This is a genomic window from Sporosarcina sp. FSL W7-1349, assembly GCF_038003045.1.
Classification (GTDB): domain Bacteria; phylum Bacillota; class Bacilli; order Bacillales_A; family Planococcaceae; genus Sporosarcina.
Window position 1 is genome coordinate 79,299 of the sequence record NZ_JBBOOK010000001.1, and the last position, 13,415, is coordinate 92,713.

Consider the following 13,415-nt stretch of genomic DNA (forward strand, 5'->3'; position numbering starts at 1 on the left):
TCTCGAGTCTGTCTACAGTCTAAGCAAACTGACTGTAAATGGTCGGCCGCTTTTTATTTCGCCTGTCGCATAAATATGATTCCGAATTGGATTAGCAATGCCAGTCCGAATCCAAATGAACTGATGATGAATAAATCCAGAATTCCTATCGATTCACTGAAATCTCCCGAGCCCATGAGGAAGCTGCGGAAAAATTGAAGAAACCCGAGAACAAGGGCTCCCATGAAAATCCGGAATGCAATCGTTAGCTTATAAAAGAGCATGACACTCGCCAGCACCCCGACCGTCAAGCTGAAAATGCTGAAAGTAGCATAGTTCTTCCAGATCAGGTCGTGGCCTCCGATCGTCCGCACCCCTAAAATTAGAAGAACAAAAGAAGTCAATGCCGTGAAAAAACCGATTTTCCATAATCTGCTGTCCATCCATAACCCCCGCTTTCCCTTCCTATCATACTGAAAAAAGGGGAGATTTGCGAGCCGTTGGAAAATAGGGGGGTATCTCTGGATCAATTGGCTTGGGCTGAATAATCGATGATGACCTTATTACATGTTTCGCATAAATACGCATTGACATGGTTGATTGAGAAGCGGTTCTGGCCGGAGAGAAGGACGGCCCCTTTATGGAAGTTCGGCTCAACACTCCATTTTGACACTTTTGGCACCCAAGCGAGCCGGTTTCCGCAGTGAATATAGCCTCTTTTCATGCCATTTCCGCAAACCGCACAATTTTCCTCATTCAAAGCGTTCCCTCCTTATGTAATGTTCTGCCGCCTGTGGGTCACATGCAAAAAAGGGCTCCCTCTGCGGAAGCCCCATATTCATCATTTTTTCGCAATCAACACAAGCTTCCCTTGGTCGAGCTCTTTTTCAGCATCTGCCGCTTCCTGTTCGGTCAAGCCGGCCGCTTCCATTTTGCTGCGTAATTCGTCGCCTCGGGAAGAAAACATGTTTTTCATGCTATCGAGAAAGCCTTGTTCCGACATGCCGACTTTCTCGGTGTCCAGTGCTTCCGTAATATCGTCGCCCCGTTTTTTATCATGGGCAAAAATATAAATATCATCGTGGGTGTAGCCTTGTGTCACCAAGTTTTCGATTTCCTGCTTTGCTTGTACTGCATTTTCTACAGTTTTTTTAACAGTCATGTAAAAATCCCTCCAATGGTAGTTGCTATTTCTTCTATACCAACAATGGATGGATTTTAAACAATCCCTATCCCGATTTTGTAATGTTCAGAAGGAGGTAAAGCCGGATTTCAATTGTTCGAATAGATCCATGAAACTGGACGGATCCTCGACGACCGTGAAGGTGAAGACACCTTGAATTGTATGCAGATAAAATAGGCCGGTGCCTCCCGAAAAAGGGCGGTAAGACAGATCGAGCACCTCTCTCAAATGAAATGTATTTTTGCCGGTTGCAATGGCCTGTCGGGTTAAGGTGACGTGATGACTGGACCGGATAAACGTCTGCTCATGCCAGACGGTCTTCCGGTCCACAATCGTATATTCGATTTTGGATAAGATCGGATCCATGACAGCCCTCCTTCAGGTGTATGTCCACTATACAAAAATGGAGAGCATAGTATCAAGTAAAACCGGTTCATGAATCCAACCGGGTCAAACGTTCCATATCTTTCAGCAAGTCCTCCCGATAGGAGTCATCCGCAAAATTGTATTCTTTCAACAACCGCCCATTCGGATCAATCAAATAAAAATTCGTTCCATGAATGACCTGATTCGAAGATTTCGGCTTTTGGACAATGGTTTGGAACTGTTCCAGAGCAAATTTTTCAATCTCTTTCTGCGAATACCCGGTCAGCAGATGCCAATTCGATTCATTTTCCGTAAAGTGCTGGATGTATTTTTTTAGTACTTTGGGAGAATCTACATCCGGATCGACCGTGAAGGTGACGAATTGTATATCCAGGCTATTTTCTTCGGCCATCTTTTGCAAGGAGGCCATCTCCATTGTCATCGGAGGGCAGACCGTTTCACAATTGGTAAAGATGAAATTCGCTACCCAAATATGCCCTTGTAATTCATCTGTACCGAACGATCGACCATCCTGGTCCGTGAATGAAAATGGGGCAAGTTCTCTGCCGGGAGCCATTTCGGAACCGCAACCCGCCATAAGTAGAAGAGTGGACAGCAATAATAAAGGATGCAATAGCCGTTGACTCACCTTATTTCACCCCTTCCTCATCCGCGTTCATACCAGGCAAATGAATTGTGATTGTCGTCCCGCTGTCGGGACTGCTCGCAATCTGTAACGAGCCTCCATGTAAACGGACGATTTCCTTAACGATGGAAAGGCCTAAACCGGTTCCGCCAGTTGTCCGATTCCGCGCTTTATCCGTCCGAAAGAAACGCTCCCCGATCCTTTCGATATCTTCTTCATCAATGACGGTTCCGCCATTTGTCACTTGGAACACGATAGAATCGGCCTCTTCCTTCAAAGTGACCGAAATCCTGCCGCCATCGAGCGAATATTTGATGGCATTGTCCAACGTATTGTAAAACACTTGTTGAAGTCGTTTCGGATCGCCTGACAAGATCGGATCCTCTTCCAAATGCAAATCGAGAAGAAGCTTTTTTTCCTTGAGATGGATGCTGAATAAATCCAGCGTATCATACAATAACTGAGCGACAGCAATCGGCTGCCAATCGATCGTATAAAGATCTTGCTGCAAATGATTGAGATCGGCCAAATCATAGATCAATTTGTTCAGCCTCTCAGTTTCTTTCTCCATCGTCTGCAAATAACTTTCGGCTTCCTCCGGGAAGGAATAGATTTTCTCCTTCAACGCATGCGTATAGCCGGAAATGTAAGTCAAAGGGGTCCGCAATTCATGCACGATATTCGAAGTAAATTCCTTTTTTCGTTCTTCCTGCTCTTCCAAGGACAGACTCATCGTATTGAAAGCTTTCGTCAGTTGGCCGATTTCATCATCCCGCTCCGCCTCGATCCGGTTGGAGTAGTTCCCTTGGGACACCTCGTAGGAAAGTTGTTGTAAGTCCTTCAAAGGCTTGAAAAGGGAGTGCCATGCCCGATTGACAACTAGGAACAGGACGAAAAAGAATAAGGAACCGACAATGATGAGTAAGGGGATGCTCTCCCGGAAAACGTCCTGGATTGCGGCAAGCGGTACATAAATATAAATGAAACCGATGAGGCCGTCTTCTCCCTTGATCGGAAAAATGGCACCCAAAATGTCCCGGTTCAACTCCTCCACATACCCTTTTTTCTCGACATAGGTCCCTCTTTCCAATTGAGCGCGGTCTTCCTCATCCACCAACGTTTCATAATTGATCTTGTAGGGGAAGTAGGAGGAGAGCTCCTCTAAATTATCCACTACAATAATTTCATATTCCGAGACGATGTTATACCATCGGATCTTGTCAATGATCTCGTCACTTAATTCCCCGTAGTGATAATGGGATGCTGTCCGTTTCCCTTGGTAGATGATCGACTCTTCAATACTGTCCAAATAGAGCTCCGAGTAAAGATAATGAATGAAAAAGAAGGAGAATAAGATAGTGAATCCGATGCTCGTCAGAAGGACGATCAGTATTTTCTTGCTCAATGTCAGGCTTTTCATCATTACACCTCGAACTTGTAACCGACTCCCCAAACCGTTTCGATCATTTGTCCGTCATCCCCCATCTTCAGGCGTAATGTCTTAATATGGGTATCGACGGTCCGTTCGCTGCTTTGATGCTCATCGCCCCAGACAAGATGGAGCAATTGTTCCCGCGAATAGACGCGGCCTTTGTTGCTGGCTAGAAGATGCAGAACCCCGAATTCTTTCAGAGTCAACGTGAGCGGTTTGCCGTTCAAGGTGACTGTGTGGGATGTCTGATTGATGACAAGTGGCCCAGCTCGTAAAACATCTTCGGATTGACGTTGCTGATATGTCCGGCGTAGGACGGATTCCACGCGTGCCAACAGTTCGCCAGGGAGGAAAGGTTTCACGATATAATCATCCCCTCCCAATTTCAGCCCTTGGATTTTATCCCATTCTTCGCCTTTCGCAGATAGGAAGATGATGGGGACGGTAGAAATCTGTTTAACTTCCTTGGCAAAGGTGAAACCATCCATATAGGGCATCATGACATCCACCATACATAGATGGGGCTCTTCCTTTTCAACGAGAGATAAGGCCTGGATCCCGTCCGACGCTTCAAGGACCGCATAGCCTTCTTTTTCAAGGAAGGTCCGGATCAGTTTCCTCATCTGCTCTTCATCGTCTATGATTAAGATTGTCGTTTGCTTCATCTGCCATACCTCATTTCTATCGCAGTTCTTTTACCTTTAGTGTCTAATACATTTGTGAAAACTATATGAAATTCGATTCTTCACCAATAGTTCGCAACTTTCTTTTATAATCATACTGAAGTTACCGATTTACGGGAAGAAAAATGGTATAGGAGGAAGACGGATGAAACGGATTATAGGATGGTTATTGATCGGAATGACCCTTGCAGTATTGGCCGCTTGCGGGAAAAATGAAGAACCGGAAGTGAGCACCGAACCGGAAGAGATTTTACCGATAGCGGTCGAGTTGACCGTGACAGAGCAAGTGGAGACCGGAGAAACGGTGAAGATGGAAGCGCTTGTGACGCAAGGGGAAGAAAAAGTGGAAGATGCGGATAAAGTGGTGTTTGAAGTGTGGGAAGAAGGCAAAAAGGATGACAGTGTCATGATGGATTCGACGAATGCGAAAGAGGGGCTGTACACTGCCGAAACGACATTCGACCATGACGGCCTATTCCACATCCAAGTCCACGTGGATGCAAGGGGCATGCACACGATGCCGAAAAAAGAAGTGACAGTCGGTGACGGTGGCAACTATGAGGCGGTTCAAGAAGAGGAAGATGGACATGAGCACGGCCATGCGGATGGGTTTTCCATGCATTTCGTGAAACCGGAAGCTGTCGCGGCGGAGGAAGAGCAAGAATTGATGGTCCACCTCCAAATGGACGGCCATCCATTGGACCAAGCAAACGTCCGCTATGAAATTTGGAATGAAGGAAACGAAAATGAAAAAGATTGGGTGGACGCAGAAGAGACCCAGGCTGGCGAGTACACAGCGACACATACTTTTGCAGAACCGGGCACTTTCCATATCCAAATCCATGTAGAAAATGAAGACGGGCTGCATGAACACGAAGAACATACTGTTGAAGTGAAATAAAGGGAGAACCTTCTGACCTAAAATGTCAGAGGGTTTTTTAGATTCACCAGTCCATCCTGCCTAGCATTTCCAAAACCATATCATTTCTTTACAACCTCTTTACAAAGGCTCAATAATCCTATTTTAAAATTGAGTATATATTCCTGGAGGGTGGTTTTTGGATTGAGGAAATGGATGCAGAAATTAAAGGGAATGCGGGTCGTTCGTTTGAAAAGGCTGCCAGCTATCACAAAGGCGAAGTGGTCATTCAAATACCGTCTCATGACGGCCATCTCCTCCATTTTACTTGTGTCGACAACATGTATCGGATTCGTTACATATGAGAAATCAAAAGAAAATACGATCGATCTCGTTTCCTCCCGCTTGGAAAGGGAAGTCCATATTATTAATGATTTGGCCAAAACGTTGATGCTTGCCCATGTTGGGGATCGCGATCGATTTATGAGTGAGCTGGAAGCGGTCGTCAAGCGCCAGCATGTTTCGTTGATTCAATCCGGCTATCACGCGGATATGTTTTATTTGGAAGGGGAAAAGCTGACCCCTTTTTCAATAAGTAAAAGCCGGGATTTGCCAATTTCCCCGTCCGTTTTGAAGAAGATCAAGGAAGAACGCAAAGGGGTACTTCATGAAACAATTGGCGGCGAGCCCTATACGATGAGCTTTTTTGAAATCCAGGAATTAGGCGGGGAGTACATCATTGCCATCCCGGATCGCGATTACTTGGCCGCTACACAGCAAATGGCGGTTTTCGTCTTTGTGACCATTATCATATCTCTCCTGCTAGGGATCCTATTGATCTCATGGATCATCCGGAATATGACGAATCCGATGATTCAACTGCAGCAGAAGATGCGCATTGTAAGGGAAGGGGATTTGCGGGTGGATTTGACTGCGAAATCCAATATCCCCGAAATCCGTTCGTTGAATAAAAGTTTTCATATGATGATTGCGAGCATGTCGCAAATGTTGGCGGGGGTGCAAGAAACGAGCACCCGACTTTTAAGTACGGGCGAGCATTTACAAGAAAATTCAACTGTTCTGTTGGATAAAAACGAACTCGTGAAAGAAATCGTTTCTGAATTGGGAACCGTAGCGAATGAGACAGTGTCGGTGTCTGCTCAGCAACAACAGGCGTTTCTTCATATGAAGGAATCATTGCATGGCCTTTTCGGAGAGATGGAAGACGTTTCCCGCTTGTCGGCAAGGACGGAGCAGGTCGCCAATACGGGAGAAACGTCGGTTGCAGCGGCTGCCGATTCCATGCAGCTCTTTTTTGACAGCATGCGCCAAGTCGTGCAGACGATCGGGGAGCTTCAAGAGAAGTGTGAATCCGTCGACCAAATCGTCAACTTGATCGCGCATTTGACGGATCAGACACGGATGCTTGCGCTGAACGCAAAAATCGAAGCGACGCGTGCGGGAAATGCGGGTGCTGGTTTTTTAGTCGTGGCCAATGAAGTGCAGCGACTGGCGGAACAGTCGAATGTCGCCACCGAGAAGATCAAAGGCATGCTGATTGGCATGGAACAGAGCGTCCACGATTCGGCTTCGAATGTGGAAACGATGCAAGAAAAAGGGGGGATCTTCCAACTCGTCACGATGGAAAATGGGCAACACTTCCATGAGGCTGCTGTCCAGATTAGAACTTTAAATGAAAAGCTGTTGATCATGTCTGATCATCTGCATTCATTGGAAACGGCAGTCCCATTGCTCGAAAATGCGACCGTCCAAGTGGAACAAGTTTCCCTGAAAAATAAAGAGAATGCCGTTCGAATGCTGCATTCTTTCCAAGAACAGCATGAGGCAATGGTGCAAGTGGAAAAGGCGGGGCTGGATTTGGCCGCATTATCTGACACGCTCCGTTCCAACGCGGAATTCTTCCAAGTACCCGAACCGCAACAGGAGAAAGAGGATGTTGAAATGGCAGGTTCAATACCGGTGCCTGCCGAGGTAGTGTGAACCAATAGAAAAACGGCGGACAAGCTTTGGCTCGTCTGCCGTTTTTTATCATTTATCTTGATTTTTATCAATTGGAACAAGGTCAAAGATTTCATGATCTTCGAACGCATCGACCAATCGATCGAGCCAATCATAATAGTCCCGCATGTATTCAAGCTTCGCTATATCCTTCTCCACGCTTTTCCGCAGATCGTCATCAATCGATTCGTCCTGCAACAGTTCGCCCAATTCTTTCAATGATCGCCTGACTGCAACGGAATGGAGTGAAATGGCCCTCCTCCATTTTATCGAAAAAAGATCAATGAAACTTTGATACCAATCATCTTTCACTTGGTACAGGTCTTTTCGGACGCCCCGTTTCCAGGCGCGTTCCACCAATTTTAAATCGGAAAGAGCTCGTACGGATGTGCTCATGCTAGTTTTGCTCATGCCGAGCATTTCGGTCATTTCATCTAGAGTCAATGGTTCATCATGAAAATACATGGCACCGTATTGTCTACCGGATGAAGGTGTCAGACCGTAGAGATGAATATTTTCGGCAATGGTTTCAATGATCCGTTCCCGGGCTTTATCAAGTTTTTCCCTACCGTCCATAAAGCGTTACCTCCACTGTTATCGCTGCAATCTAGCGTATTATAGTTTCCCAAAAAAATCAATTTATATTTATTATGGTTCGTACAGTTTTTACCGTACAAACAATTCATTCGGAAATTACGGTTGTATTTCAAATTGATTACATCTATAATTGATTAGGTTCGCAGGTTTACAAAAGGTAAGGAGTGTACAAATGAGTGACCAGAGTCTTGTCAAAAAGATACAAGTGAAAAAGATAACGAAAATCTTCGGTAAAAACACGAAGCGTGCTGCCCGAATGCTGAAGGAACAAAAGAGCAAACGGGAGATCTTGCAAGCGACCGGGGCGACGGTCGGGGTCAATGATGCGTCCTTCGATATTTACGAAGGGGAAATCTTTGTCATCATGGGACTGTCCGGGAGCGGAAAATCGACATTGGTCCGAATGCTGAACCGGCTGATCGATCCGACAATGGGAGAAATTCTGCTGGACGGCGAAGACATCGTCAAGATGAACAAAGAACAGCTCCGGGAAGTAAGGCGGAATAAAATCGGCATGGTCTTTCAAAATTTTGCCCTCTTTCCGCATAAAACAATCCTGGAAAATACGGAATACGGTTTGGAGATCAAGGGAGTGTCCAAAGAGGAACGTCGGGAGAAGGCTTTGGAATCATTGAAACTTGTCGGCCTTGCAGGCTATGAGGATCAATTTCCGAAACAATTGAGCGGCGGGATGCAGCAGCGTGTCGGTTTGGCGAGAGCCCTTGCCAACGGTCCGGATATTTTATTGATGGATGAAGCGTTCAGTGCGCTCGATCCGTTGATCCGCAAAGATATGCAGGATGAATTGCTGCAGCTTCACCATGATATGGGGAAAACAATCATCTTCATTACCCACGATCTTGATGAGGCGCTTCGAATCGGGGACCGCATCGCATTGATGAAAGATGGGGAAGTCGTCCAAGTCGGGACGCCAGAAGAGATTCTGATGAGCCCATCCAACGAGTATGTGGAACGTTTCGTTGAAGACGTCGACTTGTCCAAAGTGTTGACGGCGGGCCATATTATGAAAAAAGCGGACACGGTGCAAATTGATCGGGGGCCACGGGTTGCGTTGCGACTTATGAAGCGTCTCCGCATTTCATCCATTTACGTCGTAGACTCCGGTAACCGCTTACTGGGTGCGGTTACTGCACAGGACGCGGTGCAAGCAGTGGAAACAGGAAAAACATTGGAAGATGTTTTAATTTCCGATTTCCCGATGATTCCAGCAGATACGGTTTTGACAGATCTATTCGATATCGTTTCGACGGCTATCATCCCGGTTGCAGTCATAGACGAGAAAAGGAAATTGGAAGGGATTATCATTCGTGGTGCACTGATTGGAGCGCTGTCAGGTGACAATCAGTTTATCAATAATAACGGCACGATCGATTCGGCTGAGCAAGCGAACGGGGAGGTGAATGGAAATGAATGAATTATTACCTCGATTGCCTTTTGCCGATTGGATCGATAACGGCATTGATTGGCTCGTTTCGACGTTCGGCTCTGTGTTTGATGGAGTCGCCGATTTTTTGGCGGGGATTGTGGAAGGGTCAGTAGAGTGGCTGAACATGGTGCCATCGATTCTACTCGCTGTTCTATTCTCCTTGCTGGCGTGGTTTTTATCGACACGCCGCATCGCGATATTCACTTTGGTCGGCCTGTTGTTCATCGATTACTTAGGTTACTGGTATCCGATGTTGCAAATGCTGGCGCTTGTATTGACATCCGTGTTCTTCGCACTCATCATCGGGATTCCGATCGGTGTTTGGGGTTCGCAAAAGACGGCGGTCCGGAATGTGGTCAATCCGGTTTTGGACCTCATGCAAACGATGCCAGCATTCGTTTATTTATTGCCAGCGATCTTCTTTTTCAATATCGGCGTCGTACCCGGCGTCGTGGCATCGGTCATCTTCTCGATGCCGCCAACGATCCGCTTGACAATGCTGGGCATCCAGCAAGTGCCGAAGGATTTGATTGAAGCGACCGAAGCGTATGGATCGACAACATGGCAACGGTTGAGCAAAGTGCAGATTCCGCTCGCCAAACCGACAATCATGGCGGGGGTCAATCAAAGCATCATGCTGTCATTATCCATGGTAGTCATCGCCTCCATGGTAGGTGCACCAGGGCTTGGGGAGGAAGTCTACCGGGCCGTGACACAATTGAAAACAGGTGTTGGGTTTGAAACCGGGTTATCCATTGTCATCGTGGCAATTATTTTGGATCGGATCACCCAACATGCAGGTAAGAAGAAAAAGGGAGGACTCACAGAATGACTTTAACTAAAAAGGTACTTGGATTAGGAACAGCCGCGCTGTTGGCACTTGGCTTGGCAGCTTGCGGCAGTGATGATAAGGGCAATAATGAATCGAGCAGCGATCCGGAAAATACTTCGGGCAGCAGTTCGGTCGGTGAATCCGTAAAGTACAAAATTACCGGAATTGACCCAGGAGCAGGCATCATGCAGGCAACGGAACAAGCAATCGAGGAATACGACCTCAAAGACTGGGATGTCACATCCGGGTCCAGTGCGGCTATGACGGCTGCCTTAAAAAAAGCGTATGACAAAGAAGAGCCGATCATCGTAACAGGTTGGACTCCACACTGGAAATTCGCGAAATTTGATTTGAAATATTTAGAGGATCCAAAAGGCGTGTACGGCGGGGAAGAACAAATCCGTACAATCGCTCGCCTTGGATTGAAAGAGGATATGCCGGAAGCTTACCAAATTCTGTCCAACTTCAAATGGGCGGAGGAGGACATGGGAGCAGTGATGGTAGCGATCCAGGAAGGCGAAAAAGAAGCAGAAGCTGCTCAAAACTGGATTGATGCGAATGAAGATAAAGTAGCGGAATGGACAGAAGGCGTCGAAAAAGTGGACGGCGATAAAATCACTCTGGCCTATGTTGCATGGGATAGTGAAATCGCGAGCCATAACGTCATGAAGTTGGTTCTAGAGGACATGGGGTACAATGTAACATTGACCCAAGTCGAAGCCGGTCCACTTTGGACAGCGGTATCCGACGGTAGCGCGGACGCATCCTTAGCGGCTTGGCTGCCATTGACGCACAAAACATACGCTGATAAATTCGAAGGCAAGTACGAAGAACTCGGCACTCATCTGGAAGGCGTCAGAATCGGATTGGTCGTACCGACATATATGGACATCGACTCCATTGAAGACCTAAAAGAATAAATTTCAAATGGGCCCGGACTGCGGAAAAAGCAGTCCGGGTTATTTTTGTGGGAAGAAAGAGTGTAAGGCAAGCGAGGGGGGGGCAAGGAAATAGTGTGGGATTGCAAGGAATCCGGTGCTGGGTGCAAGCGACTAAGTGTCGAGTGCAAGAAAGATAAGATCTGGCAGCGATTGAAGGGCCTACGCAAGTAATCGGTAGTTGAGTGCAATCAAATACGGTTGGAGTGCAAGAAACCTGGTGCTTAGTGCAAGCAACTTAGCAATGGGTGCAAGAAACCGGCATTCAACCATTTTTTCCTGAAGAATGCTATAGCGCCTTTCACACGGTTATGGGTCAAAACTCCTGGTTCGGGAATAAAATATTGAAAGTGACGATTAAAATTGAGATTGTGACGGATAAATCAATAAAAGTGACGAATAAGTGAGCAAAAGTGACGAATAAAACTATGAACTTGACGGTAAAATTTCGAATTGGCAGAGTGTATGCGAGTTTTCCAGACAGGTGTGCCAGCCCCAGTTCAAGGTGTGGGAGTTTGCCGTGAGGGTATGCCAGTTCACTGGAGATATGCGAGTTTCCCCCGCAGGTGTACTATTCCCAGTTCTAGGTGTGCGTGTTCGCCATGAGGGTGCACCAGTTCACTAGGGATATGCGAGTTTTCCCAAAAGGTCTGCCCAAAAGGTATCTGAATTCACCCTAAGCCTATTTCTACACAAACTTCCGCCCCATTACCAGAAACCCACCCGGAACTAGCTCTTTTCCACTATTTCCTCCTTTGCATTTTGATTAACAGAAACGGATATGGTACCGTTAGTAATGTACATACAATTCAAACGCTTCGGGGCAAGGTGAAATTCCTTACCGGCGGTGATCGAGCAATGGCTCGTCAGTCCGTGACCCGTCCTTCCTCCTTGGAAGGCGGTGGAGCTGGTGAAACTCCGGCACCGACAGTAACAGTCTGGATGGGAGAAGCGATTTGGGTTGACGTACAATGCCCGATCCGTTCTGCCCTTTTCAATCATTGAAAGGGGGAATGTACATGGATCCGGAATGTAGAATGAACTGTGCTCATGACCTAGTGCGGACCGCGGAAGGTCAACTCTTGCCGAATCCGTTCGTCGATGCCGTCCGTGTGCAAAATGGACAAAACATCGACGCGAGTACGGATTTGCCGCAAGCGGAAGTTTCTGCTTTCGCGAAAGCAGACGCGGATTTCATTAGTGACCATTCGTATGACACGCCGCAACTTTGTGTCTATCTAGGCAAAACGCCGCTATACAAGGATCCATTTATTCAAAACGGGATCCGTCGCGTCTTTATGGCATCCGTCAAACCGTGTCCTTCCGTTAACGGGAAGGAAATCGGGCTTTTTCGGGATGCCGGAATGGAAGTCGTCACCGGTATAGTACAAGAAGAGGCAGAGCAGTTGAACCGGGCATTTATTCACTACATCACATATGGTAATCCGAACGTCACCATGAAAGTCGCCGTCACCCTCGATGGCCGCCTTTCCACGCGTATTGGGGACAGCAAATGGACCACATTGGAAGCTTCACGGACCGATGTCCATTACCTCCGCCATACCCATAATGCGATTTTGGTTGACGTGGAAACCGTACTTCATGAAATTCCTTTCCTCACCACCCGTTTGCCCCATGGTGGAAAGTATCCTATCTGTATTTTGTTCGATCGGCATCTCAGGACGCCGGGGACAGCCTATGTCGGAAGCGACAGTGCTGTCCAAATCATCATTTTCACACTGGACCCCCAGTTTCGAAAGGAGGGGACTGTTCCGTGTTCACTGGTATCGTAGAAGAGATCGGCACCGTATCATCCGTTCAACAAGGGCCGCATTCATTGAAACTGGCTATCCGTTGCCACAAAGTGCTTGAAGACGTCAAGAAAGGCGATAGTATTGCGGTGAACGGAGTCTGTCTGACCGTTTCGGATTTTTCGGCCGATCAGTTTACGGCGGATGTTATGCCCGAAACTGTGAAATCGACAACTCTTCACACACTTCGCACTGGCAGCCGATTGAATTTAGAGCGCGCCATGGCAGCCAATGGCCGGTTCGGCGGTCATTTTGTCAGCGGCCATGTAGATGGCACTGGTGAAATTATCCGTATCCGAAGACATGATAATGCCATCTATATGGAAATCGCCATTCCTCCCGAGTTGTCGGTTTATTTGATTCCGAAAGGCTCGGTGACCGTGGATGGCACGTCATTGACCATCTTCGAAGTGACGGAAAATGGGTTTGTCATTTCTCTCATTCCGGTTACTCAGGAAGACTCTATCGTTGGCGCAAAAAAAGCAGGAGAACAAGTGAATGTTGAATGTGACATGCTCGCGAAATATATGGAGAAGCTATTAGCAAAAAAAGAGGAGAAAGCTGTCGGCGGCGTAACAATGGAAACATTGGCCGCAAACGGTTTTCTCAGTTAAAGGAGGTCT

The 13,415-nt window shown here is 47.0% G+C and carries 15 protein-coding genes and 1 riboswitch; of the genes, 7 read left to right on the plus strand and 8 right to left on the minus strand.

From position 1 onward, the window contains the following. Window positions 1–53: 53 nt before the first annotated feature. From MKY41_RS00420 to MKY41_RS00450, 7 genes are all read right to left on the minus strand, one after another. On the minus strand, window positions 54–422 hold the full coding sequence (locus tag MKY41_RS00420; RefSeq protein WP_340743178.1) for a hypothetical protein: 369 nt from the start codon (window positions 420–422) through the stop codon (window positions 54–56). Window positions 423–505: 83 nt separating this feature from the next. Further along, complete coding sequence (locus MKY41_RS00425; protein ID WP_340743179.1) at window positions 506–739, minus strand: PF20097 family protein; 234 nt, start codon at window positions 737–739, stop codon at window positions 506–508. An 81-nt stretch (window positions 740–820) separates the two neighbouring features. Beyond that, the gene (locus MKY41_RS00430) at window positions 821–1,141 is read right to left on the minus strand and encodes a general stress protein (RefSeq protein WP_340743180.1); all 321 of its coding nucleotides are present in this window, start codon (window positions 1,139–1,141) and stop codon (window positions 821–823) included. Between the two features lie 87 nt (window positions 1,142–1,228). Further along, entirely contained in the window at window positions 1,229–1,528 is a 300-nt protein-coding gene (locus tag MKY41_RS00435) for a hypothetical protein (protein WP_340743181.1), read from the minus strand. A 67-nt stretch (window positions 1,529–1,595) separates the two neighbouring features. After that, window positions 1,596–2,126: an SCO family protein gene (locus MKY41_RS00440; protein WP_340745593.1), complete on the minus strand. Its 531-nt coding sequence runs from the start codon at window positions 2,124–2,126 to the stop codon at window positions 1,596–1,598. Window positions 2,127–2,178: 52 nt separating this feature from the next. Beyond that, window positions 2,179–3,594, minus strand: coding sequence for a sensor histidine kinase (locus tag MKY41_RS00445; RefSeq protein WP_340743182.1), 1,416 nt, complete (start codon window positions 3,592–3,594; stop codon window positions 2,179–2,181). Between the two features lie 2 nt (window positions 3,595–3,596). Then, entirely contained in the window at window positions 3,597–4,271 is a 675-nt protein-coding gene (locus tag MKY41_RS00450; protein ID WP_340743183.1) for a response regulator transcription factor, read from the minus strand. Window positions 4,272–4,434: 163 nt separating this feature from the next. Between MKY41_RS00450 and MKY41_RS00455 the strand changes: the two genes are divergently transcribed. Together MKY41_RS00455 and MKY41_RS00460 are read left to right on the plus strand one after the other, a co-directional pair. Then, window positions 4,435–5,190 (plus strand): FixH family protein, encoded by a 756-nt coding sequence (locus tag MKY41_RS00455; protein ID WP_340743184.1) that lies wholly within the window; start codon window positions 4,435–4,437, stop codon window positions 5,188–5,190. Window positions 5,191–5,352: 162 nt separating this feature from the next. Further along, entirely contained in the window at window positions 5,353–7,149 is a 1,797-nt protein-coding gene (locus tag MKY41_RS00460) for a methyl-accepting chemotaxis protein (protein WP_340743185.1), read from the plus strand. Window positions 7,150–7,197: 48 nt separating this feature from the next. Here MKY41_RS00460 and MKY41_RS00465 read toward each other — a convergent pair whose 3' ends face one another. Further along, window positions 7,198–7,743 (minus strand): GbsR/MarR family transcriptional regulator, encoded by a 546-nt coding sequence (locus tag MKY41_RS00465; protein ID WP_041075763.1) that lies wholly within the window; start codon window positions 7,741–7,743, stop codon window positions 7,198–7,200. A 193-nt stretch (window positions 7,744–7,936) separates the two neighbouring features. Between MKY41_RS00465 and MKY41_RS00470 the strand changes: the two genes are divergently transcribed. From MKY41_RS00470 to ribE, 5 genes are all read left to right on the plus strand, one after another. Then, window positions 7,937–9,199 carry a quaternary amine ABC transporter ATP-binding protein gene (locus MKY41_RS00470; RefSeq protein WP_340743186.1) on the plus strand — a complete coding sequence of 421 codons (1,263 nt, stop codon included), beginning with the start codon at window positions 7,937–7,939 and terminating at the stop codon, window positions 9,197–9,199. Further along, window positions 9,192–10,043, plus strand: coding sequence for an ABC transporter permease (locus MKY41_RS00475; protein WP_340743187.1), 852 nt, complete (start codon window positions 9,192–9,194; stop codon window positions 10,041–10,043). The genes MKY41_RS00470 and MKY41_RS00475 overlap by 8 nt, the downstream gene beginning before the upstream one ends. Then, complete coding sequence (locus MKY41_RS00480) at window positions 10,040–10,963, plus strand: glycine betaine ABC transporter substrate-binding protein (RefSeq protein WP_340743188.1); 924 nt, start codon at window positions 10,040–10,042, stop codon at window positions 10,961–10,963. The genes MKY41_RS00475 and MKY41_RS00480 overlap by 4 nt, the downstream gene beginning before the upstream one ends. A gap of 828 nt (window positions 10,964–11,791) precedes the next feature. Next, window positions 11,792–11,939, plus strand: a riboswitch (FMN riboswitch). A gap of 61 nt (window positions 11,940–12,000) precedes the next feature. Then, the gene (locus MKY41_RS00485; protein ID WP_340743189.1) at window positions 12,001–12,774 is read left to right on the plus strand and encodes a bifunctional diaminohydroxyphosphoribosylaminopyrimidine deaminase/5-amino-6-(5-phosphoribosylamino)uracil reductase RibD; all 774 of its coding nucleotides are present in this window, start codon (window positions 12,001–12,003) and stop codon (window positions 12,772–12,774) included. Beyond that, window positions 12,756–13,406 carry a riboflavin synthase gene (gene ribE / locus MKY41_RS00490; protein ID WP_340743190.1) on the plus strand — a complete coding sequence of 217 codons (651 nt, stop codon included), beginning with the start codon at window positions 12,756–12,758 and terminating at the stop codon, window positions 13,404–13,406. Before MKY41_RS00485 ends, ribE begins: the two co-directional genes overlap by 19 nt. The last annotated feature ends 9 nt before the right edge of the window (window positions 13,407–13,415 follow it).